The organism is Paraburkholderia bengalensis (assembly GCF_037126505.1).
GTDB lineage: Bacteria > Pseudomonadota > Gammaproteobacteria > Burkholderiales > Burkholderiaceae > Paraburkholderia > Paraburkholderia bengalensis.
Genome location: NZ_JACFYJ010000032.1, coordinates 55549 through 81911 on the forward strand (window position 1 = coordinate 55549; position 26363 = coordinate 81911).

General features: G+C 62.9%; 26 protein-coding genes. 14 read left to right on the forward strand and 12 right to left on the reverse strand.

Annotated elements, in window-relative coordinates:
• The first annotated feature begins 13 nt into the window (after positions 1–13).
• The 10 genes from nuoK (at position 14) to H3V53_RS19945 (ending at position 9974) form a co-directional block, all read left to right on the forward strand.
• Entirely contained in the window at positions 14–319 is a 306-nt protein-coding gene (gene nuoK, locus H3V53_RS19900) for an NADH-quinone oxidoreductase subunit NuoK (RefSeq protein WP_007588140.1), read from the forward strand.
• 18 nt (positions 320–337) lie between these two features.
• Positions 338–2404, forward strand: a complete 2067-nt coding sequence (gene nuoL, locus H3V53_RS19905) for an NADH-quinone oxidoreductase subunit L (protein WP_054919870.1) — start codon at positions 338–340, stop codon at positions 2402–2404.
• A 22-nt stretch (positions 2405–2426) separates the two neighbouring features.
• Entirely contained in the window at positions 2427–3920 is a 1494-nt protein-coding gene (locus H3V53_RS19910; protein ID WP_336599417.1) for an NADH-quinone oxidoreductase subunit M, read from the forward strand.
• Between the two features lie 25 nt (positions 3921–3945).
• Positions 3946–5424: an NADH-quinone oxidoreductase subunit NuoN gene (nuoN, locus tag H3V53_RS19915; protein WP_336599418.1), complete on the forward strand. Its 1479-nt coding sequence runs from the start codon at positions 3946–3948 to the stop codon at positions 5422–5424.
• Complete coding sequence (locus H3V53_RS19920) at positions 5424–5720, forward strand: DUF2818 family protein (RefSeq protein ID WP_336599419.1); 297 nt, start codon at positions 5424–5426, stop codon at positions 5718–5720. Before nuoN ends, H3V53_RS19920 begins: the two co-directional genes overlap by 1 nt.
• A 41-nt stretch (positions 5721–5761) precedes the next feature.
• Positions 5762–6352 carry an NUDIX hydrolase gene (locus H3V53_RS19925; RefSeq protein ID WP_336599420.1) on the forward strand — a complete coding sequence of 197 codons (591 nt, stop codon included), beginning with the start codon at positions 5762–5764 and terminating at the stop codon, positions 6350–6352.
• 311 nt (positions 6353–6663) lie between these two features.
• Positions 6664–7098: a DUF1178 family protein gene (locus tag H3V53_RS19930; protein ID WP_054919880.1), complete on the forward strand. Its 435-nt coding sequence runs from the start codon at positions 6664–6666 to the stop codon at positions 7096–7098.
• A gap of 54 nt (positions 7099–7152) precedes the next feature.
• Entirely contained in the window at positions 7153–8349 is a 1197-nt protein-coding gene (locus H3V53_RS19935) for an acyl-CoA dehydrogenase family protein (protein ID WP_336599421.1), read from the forward strand.
• 10 nt (positions 8350–8359) lie between these two features.
• Positions 8360–9481: an acyl-CoA dehydrogenase family protein gene (locus H3V53_RS19940; protein ID WP_336599422.1), complete on the forward strand. Its 1122-nt coding sequence runs from the start codon at positions 8360–8362 to the stop codon at positions 9479–9481.
• A gap of 34 nt (positions 9482–9515) precedes the next feature.
• Positions 9516–9974, forward strand: a complete 459-nt coding sequence (locus H3V53_RS19945) for a MaoC/PaaZ C-terminal domain-containing protein (protein ID WP_054927233.1) — start codon at positions 9516–9518, stop codon at positions 9972–9974.
• Between the two features lie 212 nt (positions 9975–10186).
• On the opposite strand, the gene H3V53_RS19950 is transcribed toward H3V53_RS19945, so the two are convergent.
• From H3V53_RS19950 to H3V53_RS19970, 5 genes are all read right to left on the reverse strand, one after another.
• The gene (locus H3V53_RS19950) at positions 10187–10888 is read right to left on the reverse strand and encodes a glutathione binding-like protein (RefSeq protein WP_336599423.1); all 702 of its coding nucleotides are present in this window, start codon (positions 10886–10888) and stop codon (positions 10187–10189) included.
• Between the two features lie 80 nt (positions 10889–10968).
• Positions 10969–12201 carry an acyl-CoA dehydrogenase family protein gene (locus H3V53_RS19955; protein ID WP_336599424.1) on the reverse strand — a complete coding sequence of 411 codons (1233 nt, stop codon included), beginning with the start codon at positions 12199–12201 and terminating at the stop codon, positions 10969–10971.
• A 70-nt stretch (positions 12202–12271) separates the two neighbouring features.
• Positions 12272–13378: a phosphotransferase gene (locus H3V53_RS19960; protein WP_336599425.1), complete on the reverse strand. Its 1107-nt coding sequence runs from the start codon at positions 13376–13378 to the stop codon at positions 12272–12274.
• A gap of 61 nt (positions 13379–13439) precedes the next feature.
• Positions 13440–14228 carry an oxepin-CoA hydrolase, alternative type gene (locus tag H3V53_RS19965; protein WP_336599426.1) on the reverse strand — a complete coding sequence of 263 codons (789 nt, stop codon included), beginning with the start codon at positions 14226–14228 and terminating at the stop codon, positions 13440–13442.
• Complete coding sequence (locus H3V53_RS19970) at positions 14228–15787, reverse strand: 3-hydroxyacyl-CoA dehydrogenase (protein WP_336599427.1); 1560 nt, start codon at positions 15785–15787, stop codon at positions 14228–14230. Before H3V53_RS19970 ends, H3V53_RS19965 begins: the two co-directional genes overlap by 1 nt.
• A 118-nt stretch (positions 15788–15905) precedes the next feature.
• Between H3V53_RS19970 and H3V53_RS19975 the strand changes: the two genes are divergently transcribed.
• Complete coding sequence (locus H3V53_RS19975; RefSeq protein ID WP_336599428.1) at positions 15906–16553, forward strand: glutathione S-transferase family protein; 648 nt, start codon at positions 15906–15908, stop codon at positions 16551–16553.
• A gap of 109 nt (positions 16554–16662) precedes the next feature.
• On the opposite strand, the gene H3V53_RS19980 is transcribed toward H3V53_RS19975, so the two are convergent.
• Both H3V53_RS19980 and H3V53_RS19985 read right to left on the reverse strand, forming a co-directional pair.
• Positions 16663–17853, reverse strand: coding sequence for a pyridoxal phosphate-dependent aminotransferase (locus H3V53_RS19980; RefSeq protein ID WP_336599429.1), 1191 nt, complete (start codon positions 17851–17853; stop codon positions 16663–16665).
• A 125-nt stretch (positions 17854–17978) separates the two neighbouring features.
• Positions 17979–18506, reverse strand: a complete 528-nt coding sequence (locus tag H3V53_RS19985) for a putative toxin-antitoxin system toxin component, PIN family (protein WP_419539522.1) — start codon at positions 18504–18506, stop codon at positions 17979–17981.
• Between the two features lie 57 nt (positions 18507–18563).
• Here H3V53_RS19985 and yaaA point away from each other — a divergent pair, with 57 nt between their 5' ends.
• Positions 18564–19346, forward strand: a complete 783-nt coding sequence (gene yaaA, locus H3V53_RS19990) for a peroxide stress protein YaaA (protein WP_336599430.1) — start codon at positions 18564–18566, stop codon at positions 19344–19346.
• A 32-nt stretch (positions 19347–19378) separates the two neighbouring features.
• Positions 19379–20545 (forward strand): M14-type cytosolic carboxypeptidase, encoded by a 1167-nt coding sequence (locus H3V53_RS19995; RefSeq protein WP_054927155.1) that lies wholly within the window; start codon positions 19379–19381, stop codon positions 20543–20545.
• Positions 20546–20694: 149 nt separating this feature from the next.
• On the opposite strand, the gene H3V53_RS20000 is transcribed toward H3V53_RS19995, so the two are convergent.
• The 4 genes from H3V53_RS20000 to H3V53_RS20015 all read right to left on the reverse strand — a co-directional run bounded on the left by H3V53_RS20000 (position 20695) and on the right by H3V53_RS20015 (position 24647).
• Positions 20695–21351: a BspC domain-containing protein gene (locus H3V53_RS20000; RefSeq protein ID WP_336599431.1), complete on the reverse strand. Its 657-nt coding sequence runs from the start codon at positions 21349–21351 to the stop codon at positions 20695–20697.
• A 228-nt stretch (positions 21352–21579) separates the two neighbouring features.
• Positions 21580–22254 carry an energy-coupling factor ABC transporter permease gene (locus H3V53_RS20005; protein ID WP_054919894.1) on the reverse strand — a complete coding sequence of 225 codons (675 nt, stop codon included), beginning with the start codon at positions 22252–22254 and terminating at the stop codon, positions 21580–21582.
• Positions 22255–22346: 92 nt separating this feature from the next.
• A complete protein-coding gene (locus H3V53_RS20010; protein WP_336599432.1) occupies positions 22347–23231 on the reverse strand; it encodes a response regulator transcription factor in 885 nt (294 codons plus the stop codon).
• Between the two features lie 201 nt (positions 23232–23432).
• Positions 23433–24647 carry a DUF2863 family protein gene (locus H3V53_RS20015; RefSeq protein WP_336599433.1) on the reverse strand — a complete coding sequence of 405 codons (1215 nt, stop codon included), beginning with the start codon at positions 24645–24647 and terminating at the stop codon, positions 23433–23435.
• A 263-nt stretch (positions 24648–24910) separates the two neighbouring features.
• On the opposite strand from H3V53_RS20015, the gene H3V53_RS20020 reads away from it, so the two are divergent.
• Positions 24911–26035, forward strand: coding sequence for an AI-2E family transporter (locus H3V53_RS20020; RefSeq protein WP_336599434.1), 1125 nt, complete (start codon positions 24911–24913; stop codon positions 26033–26035).
• 96 nt (positions 26036–26131) lie between these two features.
• Here H3V53_RS20020 and H3V53_RS20025 read toward each other — a convergent pair.
• Positions 26132–26363 (reverse strand): hypothetical protein (locus tag H3V53_RS20025; protein WP_336599435.1); only part of this gene is annotated, 232 nt, incomplete at its 5' end.

A 26363-nucleotide genomic window follows, 5' to 3' on the forward strand; every position in this document is an offset into this window, starting at 1 on the left:
AGGAGAAAAAAACATGTTGTCCCTAGCTCATTACCTCGTGCTTGGCGCGATCCTGTTCGCGATCAGCATCGTCGGCATTTTCCTGAACCGTCGCAACGTCATCATCATCCTGATGGCGATCGAACTGATGCTGCTGGCGGTCAACACGAACTTCGTCGCGTTCTCGCACTATCTCGGCGATGTGCATGGCCAGATCTTCGTCTTCTTCGTGCTGACGGTTGCGGCAGCCGAAGCGGCGATCGGCCTTGCGATTCTGGTGACCCTGTTCCGTAGCCTCGACACGATCAATGTCGAGGATCTCGATCAGCTCAAAGGTTAATTTCAGGCACAGACGCATATGTCAACGACACTCAATGAAAACCTGCTGCTGGCGGTTGTGCTCGCACCGCTGGCCGGCTCGCTGATTGCGGGGCTGTTCGGCAAGACGATAGGGCGCAAGGGTGCCCATTCCGTCACGATCCTCGGCGTCGCGATCTCGTTCGTGCTCTCGTGCATGGTGTTTCTCGACGTGCTGAAGGGCGCGAGCTTCAACGCCACCGTCTACGAATGGATGACTGTCGGCAAGGTGAAGTTCGAGGTCGGCTTCCTCGTCGACACGCTGACGGCGATGATGATGTGCGTGGTGAACTTCGTGTCGCTGATGGTGCACATCTACACGATCGGCTACATGGCCGACGAAGAGACGGGCTACGAGCGCTTCTTCTCGTACATTTCGCTGTTCACGTTCTCGATGCTGATGCTCGTGATGAGCAACAACTTCCTGCAGCTGTTCTTCGGCTGGGAAGCGGTGGGTCTCGTGTCGTACCTGCTGATCGGCTTCTACTTCAAGCGCGAGAGCGCAATCTACGCCAACATGAAGGCGTTCATCGTGAACCGCGTGGGCGACTTCGGCTTCATTCTCGGCATCGGCCTGCTGCTCGCGTACGGCGGCTCGATGAACTACGGCGACGTGTTCGCGAAGAGCCACGAACTGGCTTCGCTGAGCTTCCCGGGCACCGACTGGGGCCTGCTGACCGTTGCGTGTATTTGCCTGTTCATCGGCGCGATGGGTAAGTCGGCGCAGTTCCCGCTGCACGTGTGGCTGCCCGACTCGATGGAAGGCCCGACGCCGATCTCCGCGCTGATTCACGCGGCAACCATGGTGACGGCGGGCATCTTCATGGTGACGCGCATGTCGCCGCTGTTCGAGCTGTCGGATTCGGCGCTGTCGTTCATCACGGTGATCGGCGCGATCACGGCGCTGTTCATGGGCTTTCTCGGCGTCGTGCAGAACGACATCAAGCGTGTCGTCGCTTATTCCACGCTCTCGCAGCTCGGCTACATGACGGTCGCGCTGGGTGTGTCGGCGTACCCGGTCGCCGTGTTCCACCTGATGACGCACGCGTTCTTCAAGGCGCTGCTGTTCCTCGGCGCGGGTTCGGTGATCATCGGCATGCACCACGACCAGGACATGCGCAACATGGGCGGCCTGCGCAAGTACATGCCCATCACCTGGATCACGTCGCTGGTCGGTTCGCTGGCGCTGATCGGCACGCCGTTCTTCTCGGGCTTCTACTCGAAAGACTCGATCATCGACGCGGTCAAGCTGTCGCATCTGCCGGGTTCGGGCTTTGCATACTTCTCGGTGGTCGCGAGCGTGTTCGTGACGGCGCTGTACTCATTCCGCATGTACTTCATGGTGTTCCACGGCGAAGAGCGTTTCCGCGGTCCGAAGCATCCGGAATCGCCGATGGGCATCGAAGCGGCGGCGCACGCGCATGACGACCATGGCCATGGTCACGGCCACGACGATCATCACCACGCGCACGAGCCGCACGAAACGCCGTGGGTCGTGTGGGTGCCGCTGGTGCTGCTCGCCATTCCGTCGATCGTGATCGGCGCGATCGCGATCAGCCCGATGCTGTACGGCGATTTCTTCCAGCACGGCGTCGCGTTCGAGAAAGTCATCTTCATTGGCGAGAACCATCCGGCGCTGCATGAAATGGCGGAAGAATTCCAGGGCTGGGCATCGATGGGCCTGCACGCCTATTCGGGTCTGCCCGTGTGGCTCGCGCTCGCGGGTGTCGTGGTGTCGTGGTTCCTGTACCTGAAGCGTCCGGACCTGCCGGCCGTCATCAAGCGTGCATTCGGTCCGATCTACACGTTGCTGGATAACAAGTACTACATGGACAAGATCAACGAAGTCGTCTTCGCGCGCGGCGCCGTGGCAATCGGCCGTGGCCTGTGGAAGGAAGGCGACGTCGTGGTCATCGACGGCATTGTCAACGGAAGTGCACGCTTTGTTGGCTGGTTCGCAAGCGTGATCCGTTTCCTTCAATCGGGTTACATCTACCACTACGCGTTCGCCATGATCATCGGCATGCTGGGGCTCCTAACCCTGTTTGTAACGCTCGGCGGCAAATAAGAACAGGCTGGAGACACTTCTCATGCACACGACGTTTCCGATTCTGAGTATCGCGATCTGGATGCCGATTATTTTCGGCCTGGTGGTTCTTGCCATCGGTTCAGATCGCAATCCCGGTCCGGCGCGATGGATTGCGCTGATCGGGTCGGTGTTGAGCTTCATCGTGACGATTCCGCTGATCACGGACTTCGACACGAGTACGGCAGCATTGCAGTTCGAAGAAAAGGCAAACTGGATCGATCGCTTCAACATCACGTACCACCTCGGCATCGACGGTATCGCAATGTGGTTCGTCGTGTTGACGGCGTTGATCACAGTGATCGTCGTGATCGCGGCATGGGAAGTGATCACGAAGAACGTCGGGCAATATCTGGCGGCGTTCCTGATCCTGTCGGGCATCATGGTCGGCGTGTTCAGCGCTGCCGACGGCATGCTGTTCTACGTGTTCTTCGAAGCTACGCTGATCCCGATGTACATCATCATCGGCGTGTGGGGCGGACCGAACCGCGTGTACGCGGCGTTCAAGTTCTTCCTCTACACGCTGATGGGCTCGCTGCTGATGCTGGTCGGCCTGCTGTATCTGTACACGCAGACGGGCACGTTCGACCTTGCCGCGTGGCATGCCGCGAAGCTGTCGATGACGCCGCAGGTGCTGCTATTCATCGCGTTCTTCCTCGCGTTCGCCGTCAAGGTGCCGATGTGGCCTGTCCACACGTGGCTGCCCGACGCCCACGTGGAAGCGCCGACGGGCGGTTCGGTGGTGCTGGCCGCGATCATGCTGAAGCTCGGCGCGTATGGTTTCCTGCGTTTCTCGCTGCCTATCGCGCCGGACGCGAGCCACTTCCTTGCGCCCGTCGTGATCACGCTGTCGCTGATTGCCGTCGTGTACATCGGCCTCGTCGCGATGGTGCAGGCAGACATGAAGAAGCTGGTTGCGTATTCGTCGATTGCGCACATGGGCTTCGTCACGCTCGGCTTTTTCATCTTCAACCAGCTCGGTACGGAAGGCGCGATCGTGCAGATGATCTCGCACGGTTTCGTATCGGGCGCGATGTTCCTTTGCATCGGCGTGCTGTACGACCGCATGCACTCGCGTCAGATCGCCGACTACGGCGGCGTCGTCAACACGATGCCGAAGTTCGCGGCGCTCGTGATGCTGTTCTCGATGGCGAACTGCGGCTTGCCGGGCACGTCGGGCTTCGTCGGCGAGTTCATGGTGATTCTGGCGGCTGTCCAGTACAACTTCTGGATCGCTTTCGGCGCCGCCGTGACGCTGATTCTGGGCGCGGCCTACACGCTGTGGATGTATAAGCGCGTGTACTTCGGCGCGGTTGTGAACGACCACGTGAAGAGTCTCGTCGACATCAACCGCCGCGAATTCTTCATGCTCGGGCTGCTCGCAGTCCTGACGTTGTACATGGGCGTTTATCCGAAGCCCTTTACCGAAGTCATGCACGTGTCGGTGGAAAATCTCCTGTCCCACGTTGCGCAGTCGAAGCTGCCGCTGTCGCAGTGATGCGAAGCGGAGGAATCTAAAGATCATGCAAAACGCACCTATGACCGCCTTGTTACCCGACGCGCTAGTGATGGCCGCTATCGTCGTTGCGTGGCTCAACGACACGTTCCTTGGGCCCAACAGCCGACGCACGACATACTTCATTGCGCTGATTTCGACGGTGGTGGCCGGCGTCTGGTTCGCCATCGACGCTTTCTGGCCGGGCGCCGGGCCACAGTACTTCTTCTCGCGCATGTACGTGGTCGATCCGTTCGCCAACGTGATGAAGGCGGTGGTGTCGCTGGGCTACGCGGTGTCGATCATCTACTCGCGCAAGTACCTCGAGGACCGCGGCCTGTACGAAGGCAACTTCTTCCTGCTCGGCATGTTCTCGCTGCTCGGCCAACTGGTGATGATCTCGGGCAACAACTTCCTGACGCTCTATCTCGGTCTGGAACTGATGTCGCTGTCGCTGTACGCCGCGATCGCGCTGCGCCGTGAAAATGCGCCGTCGAACGAAGCCGCGATGAAGTACTACGTGCTGGGCGCGCTGGCTTCGGGCTTCCTGCTGTACGGCATTTCGATGCTGTATGGCGCGACGGGCTCGCTCGAACTGAACGAAGTGCTGAAGGCGGTTGCGTCGGGTCATATCAACGACGTCGTGCTGCTGTTCGGCGTGATCTTCATCGTCGCGGGTATCGCGTTCAAGATGGGCGCCGTGCCGTTCCACATGTGGGTGCCCGACGTCTATCAGGGCGCGCCGACTGCGATGACGCTAATCGTCGGCGGCGGCCCGAAGGTCGCGGCGTTCGCGTGGGGCCTGCGCTTCCTGGTGATGGGCCTGCTGCCGCTCGCCGTCGACTGGCAGGAGATGCTCGTCATTCTGGCCGCGCTGTCGCTGATCGTCGGCAACATCACGGGTATCGTCCAGCGCAACGTCAAACGCATGCTGGCTTACTCGGCGATCTCGAACATGGGCTTCGTGCTGCTCGGGCTGCTCGCGGGCGTGGTCGACGGCAAGACGGGCGCGGCCGCGAGCGCGTACGGCTCGGCCATGTTCTACAGCATCGTATATCTCGTGACGACGCTGGGTTCGTTCGGCGTGGTGATGCTGCTCGCGCGCCGCGACTTCGAAGCGGAATCGCTCGACGACTTCAAGGGTCTCAACCAGCGCAGTCCGGTATTTGCGTTCGTGATGATGGTGATGATGTTCTCGCTCGCCGGCATCCCGCCGACGGTCGGCTTCTACGCGAAGCTCGCCGTGCTCGAAGCAACGATGAACGCCGGCCTCACCTGGCTTGCTGTGCTCGCCGTGATCACGTCGCTGTTCGGCGCGTTCTACTACCTGCGCATCGTCAAGCTGATGTACTTCGACGATCCCGTCGACACGACGCCGATCGCGGGCGATACCTGCAAGCGCACGCTGCTCGCGCTGAACGGCGTGGCCGTGCTGGTGCTCGGTATCGTGCCGGGTCCGTTGATGTCGATCTGCCTGAACGCTATCTCGCACACGCTGCCGCTGTAATGTCGGCGGCGGGGTGGTTCATCGTGCTGTTGGCGCTAGTTGGCGCCAACCTGCCGTTCCTGAATCAACGTCTGTTTGGCGTCGTGCCGTTGAGGCCGAAAAAGAAAAGCGCGTGGATCAGGATCGGCGAACTGATCGTGCTGTATTTCATGGTCGGCGCGCTCGGCTTCATGCTCGAAGCGCGCGCCGGCAACCGGTTCGACCAAGGCTGGCAGTTCTATGCAATCACGTTCAGCCTGTTCATCGTTTTCGCCTTCCCGGGCTTCACCTTTCAATATCTCGTCAAACGGCGCTGACGGCGTGAGCCGTCGCGCTGGTTGCCGCCAAGAGGTCGCACATGGCTGAACTTCCCGATCACGACGCCGCGCTTAAAGAGACCTGCATCAAGAGCGAAGTGGCTTATCAAGGGCCGTTCATGACGGTCAAGTGCGACACCGTGCGCCTGCCGGACGGCAAGCAGGCGACGCGCGAGTACGTGCAGCACCCGGGCGCCGTGATGGTGATCCCGCTCTTCGACGATGGCCGCGTGCTGATGGAGAGCCAGTACCGCTACGCGATGGGCAAGGTGATGTATGAATACCCGGCGGGCAAGCTAGACCCGAACGAGGACTCGCTGACCTGCGCCAGGCGCGAACTGCTCGAGGAAACGGGCTATACGGCGCGCGAGTACATCTATCTGACGCGCGTGCACCCCATCATTTCGTACTCGACCGAGTTCATCGACATCTACGTTGCGCGCGGCCTCACGCCGGGCGAACGCAAGCTCGACGACGGCGAGTTTCTCGAAACGTTCATCGCGAAGCTGTCGGACGTGTCCGAATGGGTGCGCAGCGGTCAGTTGAGCGACGTGAAGACGATCATCGGCACGTTCTGGGTGGAGAAGCTGCTGTCAGGCGCATGGCCGGCGAATGCGGCGGAGGCCCGCTGACGCGTGCGTGTCAGATGCTGTCGGGCGCAGCGGCATCCGCAGTCCTTCGACGCGGTCCTTCGAAACGGCAGCCATCGCGCTGCCGTTTCCGCTTTTGAAGGCGCCGCGAGCTGGCAATTCGGCCGTCGGCGGACCTTGTGCCAACGCGCTAAAATATCCGCTCCCCGTTCGCTGCCTGAACCACCACGTGAGCTGGCGCATCGCGTGCGACCACGTGCGCATCAACCGTGTGTCGAAAGAAGGCATTTTTACGAACGACCGTTCACAAATTTCGATTTTGCGCTAAACTCGTACGCAAGCCCTGATTCCACATGAAGGTCCTCGATCTACAGTGTCCGCATGACCATCGGTTCGAAGGCTGGTTCGCTTCCGCCGATGACTTCGAATCGCAGTTGTCCCGCAAGCTGGTCGAATGTCCAATTTGCGGCGCGACCGAAGTGAGCCGTTTGCCGTCGGCGCCGCGCCTGAATCTCTCGGGGGCGACGAGTGCGTCGAAGCCGCAGGCGGCACCGAACGCTGGCGAACTGCAGGCGCAGGTCATGCGCATGCTGCGCGAGGTGCTGGAAAAGACGGAGAACGTGGGCGACCGTTTTGCCGAGGAAGCACGGCGCATTCATTACAACGAAGCGCCCGCTCGCAGCATCCGCGGCGTCACGACGCCGGAAGATGCGCGAGCCCTCGTCGAAGAAGGCATCGATGTGATGCCGCTGCCTGTGCCCGCCGCACTGAAAGAGCCGCTGCAATAGCGATCGCTTGCAGTGCTCCTGGCGGCGCAGGGCCGCGGCCAGGAGACACTGCGTATGGATCTGAATTATTCCCCCGCCGACGACGCATTCCGCGCCGATATTCGCGCCTGGCTCGAAGCAAATCTGCCCAACGAGCTGCGTAACAAGGTTCTCAATCACAAGCGTCTGAATCGCGACGACTACGCGAGCTGGCACAAGCTGCTGGGCAAGCGCGGCTGGTCCGCGACCGCCTGGCCGCGGGAGTACGGCGGGCCGGGCTGGAACGCGACGCAGCGTCATATCTGGGACGAGGAATGCGCGCACATCGGTGCGCCTGGCGTGCTGCCGTTCGGGGTGTCGATGGTCGCGCCCGTGCTGATGAAATACGGCAGCGAAGCGCAGAAGCGCCACTATCTGCCGCGCATTCTCGATGGCACCGACTGGTGGTGCCAAGGTTATTCCGAGCCGGGCTCGGGCTCCGATCTCGCCTCGCTGCGCACGCGCGCGGAACGCGTCGGCGATCACTATGTGGTCAACGGTCAGAAGACCTGGACGACGCTCGGCCAGCATGCGGACATGATGTTCTGCCTCGTGCGCACCGACAGCGGCGCGAAGAAGCAGGAGGGCATCTCCTTCCTGCTCATCGACATGAAGACGCCGGGCATCACCGTGCGCCCGATCATCACGCTCGACGAAGATCACGAAGTCAACGAGGTGTTCTTCGAGGACGTGAAGGTGCCTGTCGAGAATCTCGTCGGCGACGAGAATCGCGGCTGGACTTACGCGAAATATTTGCTTGGCCACGAGCGCACGGGCATCGCGCGTGTCGGGCAGTCGAAGCGCGAACTGATCTTCCTGAAGCAGCTCGCGCTCAAGCAGAAGAAGAACGGCAAGCCGCTGCTGCATGATCCGCTGTTCGCGGCGAAAGTCGCGAGCCTCGAGATCGAGCTGATGGCGCTCGAAGTGACGGTGCAGCGGGTGGTCGCGAATGAAGCGGACGGGCGCGGACCGGGCCCGGAGGCGTCGATGCTCAAGATCAAGGGGACCGAGGTGCAGCAAGGGTTGACCGAACTGATGTTCGAAGCGGTCGGTCCGCTGGCTGCGCCGTTCGACGTGCCGTTCCTCGAAGGCGAGCATCCGCACAGCAGCGCGGGCGACGACGATGCCGCGCCGCTCGCCGCGTATTACTTCAACTACCGCAAGACTTCGATCTACGGCGGTTCGAACGAAATCCAAAAGAACATCATCGCGCAGATGATTCTGGGACTGTGAGGAGCGGCGCATGAACTTCAATTTCACCGACGAACAGCAGCAATTCGCGGACGCACTGCGCCGTTACCTCGACAAGCAGTACGGTTTCGAAGCGCGTCAGGCAATCGTGCGGTCGCAAGCGGGCGTGTCGGGCGAGCATTGGTCCGCATTTGCCGAACTGGGTCTTACCGCGTTGCCCGTGCCGGGAGCGCAGGGCGGCTTCGATGGCGGCACGGTCGATATGCTGGTTGTGATGCAGGAATTGGGGCGTGCAATCGTCGTCGAGCCGTACTGGTCGACGGCCGTGGGCATCGAGGCGCTGAAGCTGTCCGGCGCGAGCGACGACGACACGTCGCTGCTCGAGCGCGCCGCACTGGGCGAGATCAAGCTCGCTGTGGCGTTTCACGAGCCCGACGCGCGCTACGACCTCTTTTCAATCGATACACAAGCCGCGCAGCAGGGCCACGGCTTCACGTTGAACGGCACGAAGTCGGTCGTGCTGCACGGCGCGCAGGCCGACCATTGGATCGTGCCCGCAAGGCTCGATGGTGAGATCAGGCTCTTCGTCGTCGCGCGCGATGCCACGAAGACGCAGGTCACCGACTATCGCACGATCGACGGCCAGCGCGCCGCGACGCTCGTGTTCGACGGCACCCCGGCGCGTAAGCTGAACGGCAGGCATGCAGGCGCGGCAGCGCTCGAACACATCGCCGACTACGGCATCGTGCTGCTGTGCGCCGAGGCAATCGGCGCGCTCGACGCGCTCAACCACGCGACCGTCGAGTACACGAAGACGCGCCAGCAGTTCGGCGTGCCCATCGCGCGTTTTCAGGCGCTGCAACACCGCATGGTCGAAATGCTGATTCACACCGAGCAGGCGCGCTCCGCAACGTATCTCGCCGCCGTGCGCTATGGCGGCGATGCCGACGAACGCCGCCGCGCCGTGTCGGCGGCGAAGGTGCGAGTCGGTCAGGCCGCGCGTTTCGTCGGCCAGCAGGCGGTGCAGTTGCATGGCGGCATGGGCGTGACGAACGAAGTCGCGGCCGCGCATCTGTTCAAGCGTCTCGCCATCATCGAAACCACGCTCGGCGACGTCGATCATCATCTGGCGCGTTTCGCCGCGCTGCCGGGCTTCGCAACGGCCGACGCCTGAGCGCCTCCGCCAACACATTCACAGAGGGTGAGAGATGGGTTTGAGTTACGAGGATATGGAAGTCGGCCGGACCTATGAAGTCGGCACGCACACCTTCACGCGCGACGAGATCGTCCGTTTCGCCGAGCAGTTCGATCCGCAGCCTTTCCATGTGAGCGACGCGGGCGCGGCGGCATCGCCGTACGGCACCCTGATCGCGAGCGGCTGGCACACGTGTTCGGTGATGATGGGCATGCTCGTACGCAACGTGCTGGCGGGTTCCACCTCGATGGGTTCACCCGGCATCGACGACCTGCGGTGGCTGAAGCCCGTGCGCGTCGGCGATACGATCCGCATGACCAACAGCATCCTCGACAAGCGCGTGTCGTCGAGCAAGCCGGATCGCGGCATCGTGTCGACGGAATGGCAGGGTTTCAATCAGAACGGCGACCTGGTGATTACGGTGCGCTCGAAGGCGATCTTCGGGCTGCGCGATCCCGCGAAAGCCGCGTGACACGCACGTCGACGCCCGGCCTTGGTGACCCGTGAGCGCGCTCGTCTGAAAGCCGGCGCGCGTGAGCCGTCAGGTCAACATTCGACAGCCGGGCGTCGACCGCGTCGCCGTGGCGGCGGGCGACCATCGATGGATTCACGTCGATGCGCAAGCGCAGCGCGAACGGGCTTCAGCCGAAGCTGGCAAACGAACGTCGCGGCACTGCGGTTCGCTCAATGCTTCGCGTACTGCGTTGCGCCGAACAGCACTTCCTTGGCCTGCTCGTCCATCAGCGGCACGCGCTCCGACGCCAGTACCTGGACGCCGCGCTGCACGGCGGGGCGTGCGGCGATTTCTTCGTGCCAGCGCTTGACGTGTGGAAACTCGTCGATCTGCAAGCCCTGGTTTTGCCATGAGCGTGTCCACGGGAACGTCGCGATATCGGCAATCGTGTAGTCGTCGCCCGCGAGGTAGCGTGTGATGCCGAGTTTCGTATTCATCACACCGTACAGGCGTTTCGCTTCGTTCGTGTAGCGATTGATCGCATATTCGATTGGCTGCGGCGCATAGACGCGGAAATGATGCGTCTGTCCGAGCATCGGACCGATACTGCCCATCTGGAACATCAGCCACTGCAGCGTCTCGTAGCGGGCGGCGGGATCGGCGGGCAGGAATTTGCCCGTTTTTTCCGCGAGATAGATGAGGACCGCGCCGGACTCGAACAGCGAGAATGGCTTGCCGTCCGCGCGTTTCGGGCCGTCGCTGTCGACGATGGCGGGAATCTTGTTGTTCGGGCTGATCGCAAGGAATTCTTGGGTGAACTGATCGCCCGCGCCGATATTGATCGGGTGCGCTTTATAGTCGAGGCCTGTCTCCTCGAGCATGATGTGGATCTTGTGACCGTTCGGGGTCGCCCAGCTGTAGACATCGATCATCGGTGGCTCCTGTTTGCAGTTTTTTGTCTGAAAAGTACACCACAGTTCTCAAAACGCTGCGGATGGCTTGACGGTGCCGCTTAAGAAGAGGCGCCCACGTCCCGATACTTCGCCAGTTCGAGCTTCGCAATGGCGTTCCGATGCACCTCGTCGGGGCCGTCGGCAAAACGCAGCCAGCGCGCGGTCGTATAGGCGTAGGCAAGCGGAAAATCATCGCTGATGCCGGCTGCGCCGTGCGCCTGCATTGCCCAGTCGATCACCTGGCACGCCATGTTCGGCGCGACCACCTTGATCATCGCGATCTCGCCGCGCGCGCCTTTATTGCCGACCGTGTCCATCATGTAAGCCGTCTTCAGTGTCAACAGGCGCGCCTGTTCGATCAGGCAGCGAGCTTCGGCGATGCGTTCCTGCGTCACCGTTTGCGCGGCGATCGGCTTGCCGAACGCCACGCGCTGCAACGTGCGTTTCGCCATCAGTTCGAGCGCGCGCTCCGCCAGTCCGATCAGGCGCATGCAATGGTGAATGCGCCCCGGGCCAAGCCGTCCTTGCGCAATCTCGAAGCCGCGTCCCTCGCCGAGCAGCATGTTGCCCGCGCTGACGTGCACGTTGTCGAGCGTGATCTCCATGTGACCATGCGGCGCGTCGTCATAGCCGAATACTGTCAGCGGACGATGCACTGTGATGCCCGCTGCGTCGGCGGGCACGAGAACCATCGACTGCTGTTGATGACGCGGCGCGTCGGGGTCGGTTTTGCCCATCACGATATAGAGCTTGCAGCGCGGATCGCCCGCGCCCGACGACCACCATTTATGTCCGTTGATCACATAGCCGTCGCCGTGGCGCGTGATGCGGGTCTGGATATTGGTCGCATCCGACGACGCCACCTCGGGCTCCGTCATCAGAAACGCCGAGCGGATCTGGCCTTGCAGCAGCGGTTCGAGCCATTCGCGCTTGTTGTCGTCGCTGCCGTAGCGCTCGATCGTTTCCATGTTGCCGGTGTCGGGCGCATTGCAGTTGAACACTTCGGGCGACCAGGGCACGCGGCCCATGATCTCGCACAGCGGCGCGTACTCGAGGTTCGACAACCCCGCGCCGCGTTCCGAGTCGGGCAGAAAGAGATTCCAAAGCCCCGCGTCGCGCGCCTGCTGTTTCAGGTTCTCGATGAGTTCCGTCGGCACCCAGGCGTTGCCCGCTTCGCGGTTGCGCGCGACTTCGGCGGCGTAGGCCGGTTCGTTCGGATAGATGTGCTGGTCGAAAAAAGCGAGCAGCTTTTCGCGCAAGGCCTGGACTTTCGGGGTGTAGTCGAAATTCATCTTGTCCTCTTGGATGATCGAATCTGTTCTACCGGACGATTGCGCAGCGGCGGGCGACGCGTCGGCTGGATCAGCGAACCTTTTGCGCGTAGCGCCATGCGAGATCGGCCATCGGGCGCGCGCGGCGCCCGGCATCGGCGGCCTGTTCGCTCGCGGCCGTGCCGTCGACGACGCGCTTCATGATCCCTTGCAGGATCGCCGCGATGCGGAACATGTTGTACGCGAGATAGAAATTCCAGTCGCCGTGGATTGTCAGGCCCGTGCGCTCGCAATAGCGCTGCACGTACTGTGCCTCGTCGGGAATGCCGAGCGCGGCCCAGTCGAGCCCGGCTATGCCGCGAAACTGGGCGGGCTCGACATGCCAGGCCATGCAGTGATACGCGAAGTCGGCGAGGGGATCGCCAAGCGTCGACAGCTCCCAGTCGAGCACGGCCAGCACGCGCGGCTCGTGCGGATGAAAGATCAGATTGTCGAGCCGGAAATCGCCATGCACGATGCGCGCGCGAGCGTCGGTTTCGGCGGGCATGTGCTGCGGCAGCCACTCGATCAGGCGGCTCATCGCGTCAATCGGCTCCGTTTCCGACGCCTGGTATTGCCGGCTCCAGCGGCCGATCTGCCGCGCGAAGTAATTGCCCGGCTTGCCGTAGTCCGCAAGTCCCACGGCTTCGACATCGACGCTATGCAACGCGGCGATCACGCCATTCATCTCGTCGTAGATCGCGGCGCGCTGCGCGGGCGTCATGCCGGGCAGCGCCTGATCCCACAGCACGCGGCCCTGCACGAACTCCATCACATAGAACGCACGGCCGATCACGCTTTCGTCGTCGCACAAGGCAAGCATCTTCGCGACGGGCACGTTGCTGTCGCGCAGCGCATCCATCACGCGATATTCGCGTTCGATCGCGTGCGCGGACGGCAGCAGTTTCGCGGACGGGCCAGGTTTCGCGCGCATCACGTAGGAGCGTGACGGCGTCATGAGCCTGAAGGTGGGATTCGACTGGCCGCCCGCGAACTGTTCGATCGCGAGCGGCCCGGTGAAGTCGGCGAGGTGTTGGGCAAGCCACGCGGAGAGCGCATCGAGGTCGATGCGCTGCCGCTCGCTGACGGGGCGCGTGCCTTCGAAGGCGGAGTAGTCGGTGTGAGTCGTCGATCCGGCTGGAGTCGCGTCGTGCGGCATGTCTGCTCCGTTGTTCGAACGATGCTTCGGCTACGAACCGCCTCGCGCGCTTATCCGTCGCTTATCGGTAGTTCGGCGCGCGCTTCTCGAGAAAAGCCGTGATGCCTTCGAGCCCGTCGCGATGATGCAGCGACGCGACGAAGCTGTCGCGTTCCGCAACCAGATGCTCGGGCAACGGCTGCGCGCCCGCAGCCGCGATCAGCCCCTTGATGCGCGCCTTGGCGTTCGGCGAAATCTTGCCGAGATCGTCGGCCCATGCGATCGCCGTATCGCGCACCGCGCCCGGTTTCGCGAGCCGGTTCACGACGCCGAGGTCGAACAGGCGTTGCGCGCCGATCGGCTTGCCTTCGATCAGCACTTCAGTCGCGATCTGGCGCGGCAGTGCGCGGGCCAGGAACCACGAGCCGCCGCCGTCTGGCGTCAAGCCGACCCGCGCATACGACATGACGAACTTCGCGTCGTCGGCGGCGACGATCAGGTCGCATGCGAGCGCCAGCGAAAAGCCCGCGCCTGCCGCCGCGCCTTCGACGGCGGCGATCACCGGTTTCGACGACGCCTGCAGCGCGGCAATCCATTCGCCCAGCAGATCGATGCTCAGCGCCTGCACGGACGGATCTTTCGCGCGGTTTTCGAGCAGCCGGTTCAGATTGCCACCCGCGCAGAAGAACTGATCCGCGCCTGTGATCACGACGGCGCCGATCGACGCGTCGCGCTCGGCCGTGTTCATCGCTTCGATGCCGGCCGCGTACATGTCCGGGTGCATCGCGTTGCGCGCGCCCGGGTTCGACAAGGTCAGCACGAGCGTCGATTCGCTTTCGGCTGGACGGGAGGCGAGCAGTTCGGCGGCCATTACGCTTGCTCCTCGTTGTCGGCGGCGTCGTCCTGGACGAGCGGCAGGCCGAGGTGCGCGCGCCGCGCGAGCCACGGCGACGGACGGTAGCGCGGATCGCCGAGCACGCCGAACATGTTGCGCAGGATCGTCAGGATGGTCGGCGCGCCGAGCGCATCGCCGAGCGCGAGCGGTCCGCGCGGATAGCCGAGGCCGAGCGTCCACGGCGAGATCGATGTCCTGCGCGACGCGATTCGGCGCTGCGCGATATCGCAGCCGATATTCACGATCGTCGCGACGACGCGTTGCGCGACAAAGCCCGTCGAGTCGCGGATCACGGTGACGGGGATGCCGTCGTGCACGAACAGGGCGTGTGCTGTGTCGCGCGCGGCGCGCGTGGTCGCGGGCGTCGTCATCAGCGTGCGGCGCTGCGCGTCGACGAGCGGAAACAACGTGTCGATGGCGACGACGCGGCGCGCGTCGAGGTTCTCGTCGACGGCGGCCGTCGTCGCGTCGAGGCCGAGCGGCGTCACGACGATCAGCGAATCGGCGGCGGGCGTCGAGCTGTCGTCGACGGCGACGCCGGCCTTTTGCACCAACGCGAGCACGGCTTCGCGCGCGGCGGGCACGCGGTTGCTGATCCAGACGCGCGTGGGCAATGCCGTCGGGGCGGGAGCTTCTTGCGGCACTTGCTGCTTGCCCTCGACATACGCGTAAAAGCCTTCGCCCGCCTTGCGTCCGATCAACCCGCCCGCGAGCCGCGTGCCCGTGATCGGCGACGGCGTGAAGCGCGGCTCTTCATAGAACTGGTGATAGATCGATTCCATCACAGGATGCGACACGTCGAGTGCCGTCAGGTCGAGCAGCTCGAACGGCCCGAGCCGGAAGCCCGCCTGCTCGCGCATGATGCGGTCGACGTCGACGAAGCTCGCGACGCCTTCATCGGCGATGCGCAGGCCTTCCGTGTTCATGCCGCGGCCCGCGTGATTGACGATGAAGCCCGGCATGTCCTTTGCGCGCACGGGCGTGTGGCCCATGCGACGCGCGACATCCATCAGCGCGTTGCCCGCGGCGGGATCGCTGCGCAGACCGTCGATCACCTCGACGACCTTCATCAGCGGGACGGGGTTGAAGAAGTGATAGCCGACCACGCGCGACGGGTCGGCGCATGCGGCGGCGATCGCCGTGATCGATAGCGACGACGTGTTCGAGGCAAGAATGCAGTTCTCGCCGACGATGCCTTCAAGGTCCTTGAATAGCGCCCGCTTCACGTCGAGCTTCTCGACGATCGCCTCAACGACGAGGTTGCAGTCCTTGAGATCGTCGAGCGTCTGCGCGCCCGTCACACATGCGAGCGCGGCGAGCGAGCGCGAGTTGTCGAGCTTGCCTTTGGCGACCAGCTTCGAGAAGGTGTCGGCGAGGTAGTCGCGCGCCGCACCGACGGCCGCGGCGTTCGTGTCGTAGAGCTTGACCTTGAGGCCCGCGAGCGCGGCGATCTGCGCGATGCCGCGTCCCATCGCGCCCGTGCCGACAATGCCGACGATCTCGATGTTGTACTCGCGAGAGGTGATTGATGACATGATGTGACTCACTCCATGATTATTTTAAAATAGTACGTTCGTTTCAATTTGTCATGTTCTGATCGGGCGCGACGGGTCGCAAGCGAACTTTCGACAACCATCCGCAGGGAGACATCGGATGATCAGGTTGCACGGTTTTGCGCTGTCCAACTATTACAACAAAGTGAAGTTTGCGCTGCTCGAATTCGGCATTCCGTTCGAGGAAGTGCTGACGATTCCGAGTCAGGACGCGGAGATTCTTAGGCACTCGCCGCTCGGCAAGGTGCCGTTTATTCAGACGGAGCACGGCAGTCTGTGCGAGTCGCAGGCGATTCTCGAATACGTCGCTGCTGTCTATCCCGACAAGGCGATTTTCTCGCGTGATCCGTGGGAAGCGGCGAAGGAGCGCGAGTTGATGACGTTCGTCGACGTGCATCTCGAGTTGACGGCCCGCAATCTGTACAAGCAGGCGTTCTTCGGTGGCACGGTTACGGATGCCACCCAAGGCCGAACTGAGAAATTGCTGATCCACCACATTCGCGGCTTCAGACGGATCGCGGCGTTCACGCCGTTTCTGCGCGGCGAGCGGTTCAGTATTGCGGATGTGGCGGGGTTCGCGAGCCTGCCGCTCGTCGGCATGGCGACGCAGGCGGTATACGGGCGCGATTTCCTGCTCGATGTCGGGATCGATTGGAAGCCGTATGTGAAGGCCGTCAACGCGCGGCCCGCCGCGCAGCGGGTGACCGACGACCGCAAGGCCTACGTCGAAGCACAGAGAAAGCAGTGAGCGTGGTGCGCGCGCCCGTGTCGAACGCGTGCGCCCATGCGCAGTGCCACAATGCGTTACGCGCGATAGCGAAAAATCCTGGTTCGTTCGCAACATCGCGCGGTTCATCTTAAAGACGCGCCAACCGTTCGAGCGCGGTGGCGAGCGTGTCTTCCTTCTTCGCAAAACAGAAGCGCACGACGCCCGATTCATGCGGCTCGTGATAGAACGCCGACACGGGAATTGCCGCCACGCCGATTTCGCTCGTCAGCCATTGCGCGAACTCGCCTTCGGGCATGTCGCTGATGGCCGAATAATCGACGCACTGGAAGTACGTGCCCGTGCAAGGCAGCAGCTTGAAGCGCGAGTTTTGCAGACCCGCGCGGAAGAAATCGCGTTTCTTCTGATAGAAGGCGGGCAGGTTCAGATACGGAGCCGGGTCCTGCATGTAGTGCGCGAGACCCAGTTGCATCGGCGTATTGACCGTGAACACGTTGAACTGGTGAACTTTGCGAAATTCAGCCGTTAGCGCGGCGGGCGCGGCCACGTAGCCGACCTTCCAGCCCGTCACGTGATAGGTCTTGCCAAAGCTCGACACGACGAAGCTGCGCTGCGCGAGCTCCGGATAGCGCGCGACGCTTTCGTGCGGCGCCCCGTCGTAGACCATGTGCTCATACACTTCGTCCGACAGGATCAGCACATTCGTGCCGCGCACGATGTCTTCCAGCTTCTTCATGTCGTTCGCGCGCCAGACGGTGCCCGTCGGGTTGTGCGGGGTGTTGATCAGGATCATGCGCGTCTTCGGCGTGATCGCGGCGGCGAGCTTGTCGAACGGAATGGCGTAATCGGGGGCGTCGAGCGTGACGAAAACGGGCTTGCCGCCCGCCAGTTCGATCGACGGCAGATAGCTGTCGTAAGTCGGCTCGACGACGATCACTTCGTCGCCGGGATGGACCGCACATAGGATAGCCGTCAGAAGCGCCTGCGTTGCACCCGCTGTGACCGTGATTTCGGTGGTGGCGTCGTAGTGCTTTCCGTACAGGCTTGCGATCTTTTCAGAAATTGCCTGGCGCAGCGGCGCAACGCCGGCCATCGGCGGGTATTGGTTGTGACCCTCGCGCATGGCGTTCGAGACAGCGTCGACGATGCGCGGATCGCAATCGAAATCTGGGAAGCCCTGACCGAGATTGACCGCATTTTTTTCGACGGCAAGCGCGCTCATCACGGTGAAGATCGTCGTGCCGACGTTCGGCAGACGGGACGGAAAAGTAGGGGGCATGGTCGTCATTGGCGTGGTCGTCATGTCGTGCGGTGCGTTCATGTCGCGATCAGTGCGGCTGCGGGTACGTTTGCGGGTATGGCTAAAAGGTCGGCCGTGAAGCTCGATTGTAGGGAAATTCGGCGCGGCGCTTCGCGAGCCGGGTTCCAGGCGCAATGCGTGCCGTGTCAGACGGGCGCGGACACGGCGTGCCCGTCGATGGCGAGCGCGCATTCGGCCACGAATGGCGCGGGCTGCGTGATCCGGAAACCGAAATCGCGCGCGATCCGCTTGGCGAGCTTGAGCACGGCACGATCCTTCGAAACCAGCCAGTCCGCCCGCATTGCATGAGCGAGTTCAAGAAACTTCTGATCGTCGCGATCCTTGCATCTGGGCAACGGCTGCGCGCCGTCGGGGGGCGCGGGCGGCTCGACGAGCATCGACAGCCGTGCGACGGTTGCCAGCGCAGCCGCCTTGTCGACGGCGCGCTTCTCGAATTGCGGATAGTCGAGCACGTACGTGAGCTCGGCCAGACACCGCGCGTCGATCAGCGCGCGCAGCGCGCCGCGTTCGAGCGCGGCGCGAATGGGGCGGGTGTGCGGATCATCGAAGACGAGAATGTCGATCCACACGTTCGAATCGAGCACCACGTCGAGCATCACCGCGGGCGCCGCTGCGGACAGGTTTTGTTCGGGCAAGGCAGGGGTTTCGGGCATTCGTTACAATCTGGCTTTCGTCTTTGACCGCCAGGCACGGCGTGCCTGAAAGCCTCTATGATAATCGTTCTGTCGCCGGCCAAATCGCTCGACTACGAGACCCCGCCGCACGTCAAGAAGCACACGATTCCCGATTTCGTCGATGAAGCCGCTGAGCTGATCGGCGATCTGCGTCGTCTGTCACCGCAAGACATCGCGTCGCTGATGGACATCTCCGATCAGCTCGCGCATCTGAATTTTCAACGGTACGCCGACTGGTCGCCGAAGTTCGATACGTCGAATGCGAAGCAGGCGGTGCTCGCGTTCAACGGCGACGTGTACGAAGGCTTCGATGCGAAGTCGCTGTCCGCTTCCGATCTCGATTACGCGCAGCAGCACGTGCGCGTGCTGTCGGGTCTATATGGGCTGCTGCGTCCGCTCGATCTGCTGCAGCCGTACCGGCTCGAAATGGGCACGCGCTTCGAGAATCGGCGCGGCAAGGATCTGTACGCGTTCTGGGGCGAGCGCATCACGCAGGCGCTCAATCGCCAGCTCGAGAAGAAGGCGGGCGCGTCGCGCGTGCTGATCAATTGCGCGTCGACGGAATACTTCAGGTCCGTCAAGCCGAAGCTGCTCGCCGCGCCCGTCGTCACGCCCGTGTTCGAGGACTGGAAGGGCGGCCGCTACAAGGTCATCAGCTTTCACGCGAAACGCGCGCGCGGTTTGATGGCGCGCTTCGCGGTGGAGAATCGCCTCGATGCGCCGGAGCAATTGAAGGGTTTCGACGCGCAAGGCTATGCGTTCCACGCCGGCGCATCGAACGATTCCACTTACGTATTTCGCCGGCGCATCGCGGACTGAGCGCGCGCCGGGCATCGAGCAGGAACGACACCATGACGCTATCGATTTCCAGCAACTTCGACGCCGGCGCGATCGATGTCCTGTCGTGCGAGCAGCCCGACAACATCCGCTTGCGCGTGCGTCCGGATAGCCACGCCGACTTCGCGCAGTGGTTCTATTTCCGGCTGTCGGGCGCGCGCGGCGAGCGCTGCGTGATGACCTTCGAGAACGCCGCCGACTGCGCGTTCGCCGACGGCTGGCGCGACTATCAGGCGTGCGCGAGCTATGACCGCGTGAACTGGTTTCGCGTGCCGACCTCGTACGATGGCCGCGTTCTCACGATCGACCACACGCCCGATTTCGACCGCATCTACTACGCGTATTTCGAGCCGTATAGCGAAGAGCGGCATTCGGAATTTCTAGGTGCAGTCCAACAGATGCCGCATGCCGCGCTGACGGAGCTAGGCAAGACGATCGAAGGTCGGCCGATGTCGCTGTTGACGCTCGGCGCGCCGACGCTGCTCGAAGACGGCTCGCTGAAGCCGAAAAAGAAAGTCTGGATCATCGCGCGCCAGCATCCCGGCGAGACGATGGCGGAGTGGTTCGTCGAAGGGCTCGTGAAGCGGCTCGCGGGCTGGGGCGACTGGTCGGGCGATCCCGTCGCGCGCAAGCTCTACGATTACGCCGACTTTTTTATCGTGCCGAACATGAACCCGGACGGCAGCGTGCACGGCAACCTGCGCACCAACGCGGCGGGCGCGAACCTGAATCGCGAATGGATGGAGCCGGACGCGGCACGCAGCCCCGAAGTACTGCTCGTGCGCGACGCGATTCGCGCGACGGGCTGCGATCTCTTCTTCGACATTCACGGCGACGAAGCGCTGCCGTATGTGTTCGTCGCGGGCTCTGAGATGCTGCCGAGTTTTACCGAGCGTCAACGGCAGGAGCAGACGGCGTTCATCGAAGGCTTCAGGCGCGCGAGTCCCGATTTTCAGGACAAGTACGGCTATGAGGCAAGCAAATATCGGCAGGACGCGCTGAAGCTTGCGTCGAAGTACATCGGCAACGAGTACGGTTGCCTGTCGTTGACCCTGGAAATGCCGTTCAAGGACAACGCCAATCTTCCCGACGAACGCGTGGGCTGGAACGGCGAGCGCAGCGCGTCGCTCGGTGCAGCGATGCTGCAGGCGATCCTTTGGCATATGGAAGCGTTTGCCTGAAGGGAGCACTGCCTGTGCACGCGTCACGTCGGGCTGGATTGACGCGTGGCAAAGGCATGCAAAAAGCAAGGCCACGCGCAATGCGTGGCCTTGCTTTTTGTTGGTGCACATTGCGCCTGGGCCGATGCACAAGTCAGGCGCCGGCAGTGTCAATGTGCTTTCTTCGCGGTCGACTTCTTCGCGCTGCTTTTGGCGGTCACCGCCTTGCCCGACGACTTGCTTTTCTTCGCGCCCGACTTGTTCGTCGCGCCGCCTTTCGCCTTGCCGCCCGAATTTTTCTTCGAGCCTTTGCCGCTCGCCGCGTGCTTGCCCCTCGCGCCTTGCGAACCCGGCGATGCCGTGCTGTGCGCGCGCAATGGGGGAACGGGGTCGTTCCAGCTGAACGCGAGCATCTGTGCGCCGACATAGCCGCAGCGGAACTTGAGTTGCGACGGGTCGCCGCCGCCTTGCGGAATGCCAAGGCCCTCGACAGTTACGATGCTGTCCACCTTCACCTTCTGCTTGCCTTCGTCGAACGAATCGTTCCAGGGCGTGACGGCCGCATGTGCACTATCGAATGAACTGGGCGGAAACTCGACGTGATCGAAAGCGGTGGATGTGCTCGCGACGAAGTTGCCATGCGCGGCGCAATCCGCGACGAGCGGATCGGCGTGCATATCGCTGATGAACTTGTTGACGAGGTCGTTGTGCTGCCCAAGCTGATCGGCGAAAGCGGGCAATGCGCATGCGAGCGACGCGCTCGCCAACCACACCGCTAACCGGCCGATCAACCGCGGCAATCGGCGCGGTGCGTTCGTGCGATCCATCTATGTTGTGAATGCTGTGAAGACATGAGGCACATAAGATGCCCGTCTACAGGAAGGAGTTCAATCCTGGCACAAATATTTTCCGATGTCGTGATGCGACGGCTCAGGCAGCGATAGATCGGCGGATGTTGCATGGTCCGCCGACGCGTTCAACTGACCAAGCGGCTTCGACCGCAACAATGTGGACGCAGTGACAGAGAGGCGCGAACCGTGTTCAGGTGCGGGCGTTCAGGTGCGCGGACCGCCCAGCCGATAGCGGCGCACGTCGTAGGTGGTGACCCACGCGGGACGATAGACCGCAATCAACGCCGTCGACATGCCCGTGAACCATGATTCACCCGAAGCAAGCAGGAACACGCTGAACGCATAACCGGCAGGGATCACGGACATCGATCCGTCGGCCAGCGCGACATGCGTTGCCAATGCAACCGCTGAGGCGGTGCTGACGGCGATAGCGGGCGACACGAAGCCCTGGCCGAAGATGAACATAAAGAGATTGCGCGGCAGCCACGCGATGCTCGCGCGCTGCAGCAGCGTCGACACGCCGACGGGTACGGCGCCGAACACGAGAAACGTCAGCGCGATACCTTGCCACGGTGCATCGAACACGACGGCGGCCAGTCCCGTCACGACGGCCATCGCAATGAGCGCAAGGCCCCAGTCGAATAGCGTGACGACGAGCGTTGCGCCGAGCAGGTGAATCACCGTGCCGTCTTCGAGCCACGCGTTGGTCGCCCACAGCACCGACACCGCGACGATGATGGCCAGCCACACGTGCTGGAGCACGGGTTCCTGCAAGCGCTTGAACGGGTTGTTCCAGAACGCGAGCGCGAGCAAAGCCACAGCGGCGATCCAGCCACCGACAGCGACCCACAACGGAAGCGGTGTGTAGAGGAAACCCATGTCCTCATATTACTCGTTGAAGAGCGAAACGTGTGAGCGGATTCCATGCCAGCGATGATTTATGTCGATTCATGCACGATTCCTTTCGACCATTACATTGCGCCGTCGTCGCGGCCCGGATTCTTGCGCCGCGCGCGGTAGGGCGCGCGTGCTTCGGCTGCCATCGGCAACGCGCCGGCCGCGTCGTTGGCCGGCAACGGATAGCGAGACGTGTGCGGCTTGTTCTTGCGAAGCGGCGCGACGTTGGAGGTCACGCGAGCGGGCCGCGGGATGCGGTTGTGTCCGCTGCGCAGCACTTCGAGTTGCGCGTTGAGCCAGCCGTTGTAGATCGCGACGGCGGCCGCGCGATTCGGCGCGCCGAGTTGCTGGAAGATGGTTGCCAGATGGATTTTTACGGTGCCTTCGCTGATGCCGAGCGCGCGAGCGATCATTTTATTCGTGCTTCCCATATGCACGCAGCGCATGATCTGCTCCTGGCGCGGTGACAGGCCGCCGCCGACGCGCTGGCGCTTTGGCGGCGAGGGGGTCAGGTCGAGCGAACGCGCTTCGCCCGGCGTGCGTACGAGCTTGGCGGGCAGCGCCGGGGTATCGAACGAAAGCGCGCCGGCGGGAATATAGTGGCCGCCGAGCAGAACCATTTCCAACGCGCGCACGATTACGCGCGGATCGGTGGAGCGGGGAATGACGCCAAGCACGCCTTTCTCGACGAGCGCGCGCACGTGTGCGGGCGATATATCGTCGACGAGCACGGCGACAGGCAGGCCGGGATGATTGGCGAGCAACGCGCGCGCGTCGGCGGGTGACATCCAGTCCTCCCAGTCGATCACCAGCATGTCCGGTTGCTGGCGGCGCAACGTGCGCTCGGCCTGCGGCCAGTCGTGTGCTTCGCCGAACCGGGCGTGCCGGTCGATTTGCCGTAAAAGCGCCTTGAGTCCTTCCCTGCGTTCGGCGTCTGAGTTGAGAACTGAAAATCGCATGCAATGCCTCCTGATCAATCGGTCGTGGCGGCGCGATGCGCGCAACGATTTTTCCGTCGTCGAGCAGCGATGCACCATCATGTCGATGATGACAAATTCCGTCTCTCAGGGCGCCCTGTCCGATTGGCATAGGACGACTGCCATAAAAAAAGCCCCGCGCAGGGCGGGGCTTCATTCGACATAGAGAAAATTCTGAATCGATCAGTGGAAGTGCGGTTGCGCGGGCTCGGCATCTTCCGGCATTTCAGCGTGAACGATCTCGCCAAGCGGATCGGCATAGAGCGGCACGCCGCAGTCGTCGCAATATTCCGGCTCGAAGCGGCCGGCATGACGACGGATATCAGTGATGCCCGTTTCCTTCAGCAGCGCGACGATATCTTCGAGCGGACCTTCTGCCGACATCGCCTCTTGCGGTTCTTCGTCGATGCCCGGGTCGCCGTTCTCGCGGCCGTACAACGGCCAGACGACGCCGTAGATCACGTCGTTGCTGCCGCGGCGCGTGAAGCCGATCCGGTATTCGTCGATGCGGCGCTCGCCGAAGCCCGCGACGACCGCGCGCAGTTCGTCGGGCGTCGCGCCGATCGTGTCGAACAGATAGCGCACTGCCGTGCGCACAGTGTGCGGGCGCACGCGCTCGTCGGCGTCGCGGCAGGCCGAGTAGTAGGCGTCGGGCAGCAGGCATTCGAACTCGCAGCCGGGCAGCACGACGGCCAGATTGGCGCCGCCTTGCGTCGCCCATTGCTCGAGACACTGGCTGCGCTCGATGCGCGAGCCGTGCTCTTCTTCCTGCCAGCGGAACACGGGCGCGCCGACGGGCGCGGCGACGACGGCCAGCAGAAAGCGCGGGTCGGCGAGAATGGGCGACGTTTCCGGCAACTCGCCGAAGTTGATCCGCGCGCTGCCGCCGCCGACGGCTGCCTGCGCCAGCTGTTGGGCAAGACGCCACGTCTCGACGTGGTGACGCGGCAACTGGTCGATGCTATACATAAAGGGCGCCATCGCGATGCGGGTGCCGGCGGCGAGCACATGCGCCTGGAGATGCGCGCGCAGCGCGTCGGCCGCGTCGCCCTTCAACGCGCCCGACGGAATCACGTAACGCGTCCAGGCCAAGACGGGCGCGGCGATCAGCAGGGCTTCGTACTGGACACCGTCGTGCTCGACGATCAGCGACTCGCTATGCGTTTCGGCCATGTCCGCCAGGGCGCCGTAGGCGTCCGGATGATTCTGCTGGAGATGGTCGAGCGCCGCGTCGAGCGTCGTCTGGTTGCCGTTGCGGACTATTTTTGCGAGCAGCGCGTCGAGCTTGGCTTCCCAGAAGCGATCCTCGGTGCGGCTGCCCGACGCGAAGAGCGCGAGCGAAAGACCGACCAGCTTGTCGGCGTCGGGAGGGAGACGTTTGGCGATTCGCGAGCGCATAAATCCGGAGGTTGTGTGCAGAGAACCATATATTCTAGTCGTTTCTGCGTCGACATATTATCGACACGCACTGCTGGCATCGATTCGCCAGCGGCATTGGCCGTTCAGCCAGCATATACGGGGCGCGCAGGTGCCCATGGTTGTTGCCTCTGCTCGGGTTCGTCGCTTTCGCCTGAGCTTTCCTATACTCGATCTGCAGGCGTTAGCGGGTCTGCGCGCGGCCGGTCGCTTCAGGATGGGCGGAGCGGTGTCGGGAGTGGCACATGGTGAAATCGGACCAATTGATCGAGCGGCTCGCCGCCGTGTTCGCGTTGCTGTTGCTGGTGGGCGGCTCGCTGCTGGTGCTGGCGCCATTCACGACCGCGCTGCTGTGGGGCGCGATTCTCAGCTATAGCTCATGGGGGCTGTACTGCAAGCTGTCGACGAGCCTCGGCGGGCGGCGCAGATGGGCCGCGACGCTGATCGTGCTGATCATCCTCGTCGTCGTGCTGGGACCTTTCGTTTATGCCGGTTTCGCGCTGGGCGCGCATACAAAGGACCTCACCGTGTTCGTTCAGAGGCTGGTCGATTCTGGCTTGCCGGATCTGCCCGATTGGGTCGCGCGGATTCCGCTGGTCGGTTCGAGCATCGAGTCATTCTGGGAGCGCATCACCAGCAACAATTCCGAAATGATCGCGCAACTGCGCGGGCTGGCTGCGCCGGCCGGCAAGTGGATACTCGCCGCGGCGCTCGCCGTCACGCATGGCTTGGGGTTGCTCGCGCTCAGCATCATTCTGACTTTCTTCTTCTATACGGGCGGCGAGGGCGCGGCGGCGTGGCTCAACGCGGGCATGCGGCGCATCGCGGGCGAACGCGCCGACTATCTGCTCGCGCTGGCAGGCAGCACGGTGAAGGGCGTGGTGTACGGCATCCTGGGGACGGCGCTGGTGCAGGGGGTGCTGGCGGGCTTCGGCTGCTGGATCGCGGGTGTGCCGACGCCGGCGCTACTGGGGCTCGCAACGTTTTTTCTATCGGTGATCCCCGGCGGTCCGGTGGTGGTGTGGCTGCCTGCCGCCATCTGGCTGTATCACGGCGGCGAGACGGGATGGGCGATTTTCCTCGTCGTCTGGGGGGTGGTCGTTGTCGGCATGTCGGACAACGTCGTCAAGCCTATTTTGATCGGCAAGAGCAGCGACATGCCGCTAATTCTCGTAATGCTCGGGATTCTCGGCGGCGCGTTTGCATTCGGCTTCCTGGGTGTGTTCATCGGACCGACGTTGCTCGCGGTCGCTTATACCGTCTTGCACGACTGGACGATCGGCTCGCCCGACGCCCGCGAGCTGGCGGCGAAGGTGGGTGGGAAACCCGCCGGGCCGGTGGCGCAGATTGAAAAGGCGCCGGAAAAATGATCACCGATTGATTGCGGCCAAAAAACTTCGGTCACGCCCTTGTCATGCGAGTCGGGATGGCCTAAGATTCGCGTCCTCGTTCGACCGCGCGGTGTTTCAGGCGACGCGACGGGGCCGCGGCAGAAACGGCGCGGTGCTGGAGTCGACAGGGTTTTGAAGTGAAGTTAAAAAAACCGGTTGACGACAGCAAAAAGGTTCTTCATAATCTCGTTTCTCTGCTGCTGACGCAGCAACGCGGTGAAAGCAAGGCGCTTCCTGCGAATGTTCTTTAACAATCAACAGCCGATAAGTGTGGGTGCTCGATGGCGGCGCGCGGTGGTTTTCGAAC

Excerpts from the sequence above, each read along its gene's own strand:
- H3V53_RS19950 (WP_336599423.1), bottom strand. The coding sequence starts at position 10,888 with ATGATCGATGTCTACAGCTGGGCGACCCCGAACGGTCACAAGATCCAC.
- nuoK (WP_007588140.1), top strand. The coding sequence starts at position 14 with ATGTTGTCCCTAGCTCATTACCTCGTGCTTGGCGCGATCCTGTTCGCG.
- H3V53_RS19980 (WP_336599429.1), bottom strand. The coding sequence starts at position 17,853 with ATGAACGCACCGCACGACATGACGACCACGCCAATGACGACCATGCCC.
- H3V53_RS19925 (WP_336599420.1), top strand. The coding sequence starts at position 5,762 with ATGGCTGAACTTCCCGATCACGACGCCGCGCTTAAAGAGACCTGCATC.
- H3V53_RS20015 (WP_336599433.1), bottom strand. The coding sequence starts at position 24,647 with ATGCGCTCGCGAATCGCCAAACGTCTCCCTCCCGACGCCGACAAGCTG.
- yaaA (WP_336599430.1), top strand. The coding sequence starts at position 18,564 with ATGATAATCGTTCTGTCGCCGGCCAAATCGCTCGACTACGAGACCCCG.
- H3V53_RS19995 (WP_054927155.1), top strand. The coding sequence starts at position 19,379 with ATGACGCTATCGATTTCCAGCAACTTCGACGCCGGCGCGATCGATGTC.
- H3V53_RS20010 (WP_336599432.1), bottom strand. The coding sequence starts at position 23,231 with ATGCGATTTTCAGTTCTCAACTCAGACGCCGAACGCAGGGAAGGACTC.
- H3V53_RS19960 (WP_336599425.1), bottom strand. The coding sequence starts at position 13,378 with ATGCCGCACGACGCGACTCCAGCCGGATCGACGACTCACACCGACTAC.
- H3V53_RS20020 (WP_336599434.1), top strand. The coding sequence starts at position 24,911 with ATGGTGAAATCGGACCAATTGATCGAGCGGCTCGCCGCCGTGTTCGCG.
- H3V53_RS19935 (WP_336599421.1), top strand. The coding sequence starts at position 7,153 with ATGGATCTGAATTATTCCCCCGCCGACGACGCATTCCGCGCCGATATT.
- H3V53_RS19965 (WP_336599426.1), bottom strand. The coding sequence starts at position 14,228 with ATGGCCGCCGAACTGCTCGCCTCCCGTCCAGCCGAAAGCGAATCGACG.
- H3V53_RS19910 (WP_336599417.1), top strand. The coding sequence starts at position 2,427 with ATGCACACGACGTTTCCGATTCTGAGTATCGCGATCTGGATGCCGATT.
- H3V53_RS19940 (WP_336599422.1), top strand. The coding sequence starts at position 8,360 with ATGAACTTCAATTTCACCGACGAACAGCAGCAATTCGCGGACGCACTG.
- H3V53_RS19975 (WP_336599428.1), top strand. The coding sequence starts at position 15,906 with ATGATCAGGTTGCACGGTTTTGCGCTGTCCAACTATTACAACAAAGTG.
- H3V53_RS20005 (WP_054919894.1), bottom strand. The coding sequence starts at position 22,254 with ATGGGTTTCCTCTACACACCGCTTCCGTTGTGGGTCGCTGTCGGTGGC.
- H3V53_RS19985 (WP_419539522.1), bottom strand. The coding sequence starts at position 18,506 with ATGCCCGAAACCCCTGCCTTGCCCGAACAAAACCTGTCCGCAGCGGCG.
- H3V53_RS19945 (WP_054927233.1), top strand. The coding sequence starts at position 9,516 with ATGGGTTTGAGTTACGAGGATATGGAAGTCGGCCGGACCTATGAAGTC.
- nuoL (WP_054919870.1), top strand. The coding sequence starts at position 338 with ATGTCAACGACACTCAATGAAAACCTGCTGCTGGCGGTTGTGCTCGCA.
- H3V53_RS19955 (WP_336599424.1), bottom strand. The coding sequence starts at position 12,201 with ATGAATTTCGACTACACCCCGAAAGTCCAGGCCTTGCGCGAAAAGCTG.
- H3V53_RS19970 (WP_336599427.1), bottom strand. The coding sequence starts at position 15,787 with ATGTCATCAATCACCTCTCGCGAGTACAACATCGAGATCGTCGGCATT.
- H3V53_RS19930 (WP_054919880.1), top strand. The coding sequence starts at position 6,664 with ATGAAGGTCCTCGATCTACAGTGTCCGCATGACCATCGGTTCGAAGGC.
- nuoN (WP_336599418.1), top strand. The coding sequence starts at position 3,946 with ATGCAAAACGCACCTATGACCGCCTTGTTACCCGACGCGCTAGTGATG.
- H3V53_RS20000 (WP_336599431.1), bottom strand. The coding sequence starts at position 21,351 with ATGGATCGCACGAACGCACCGCGCCGATTGCCGCGGTTGATCGGCCGG.
- H3V53_RS19920 (WP_336599419.1), top strand. The coding sequence starts at position 5,424 with ATGTCGGCGGCGGGGTGGTTCATCGTGCTGTTGGCGCTAGTTGGCGCC.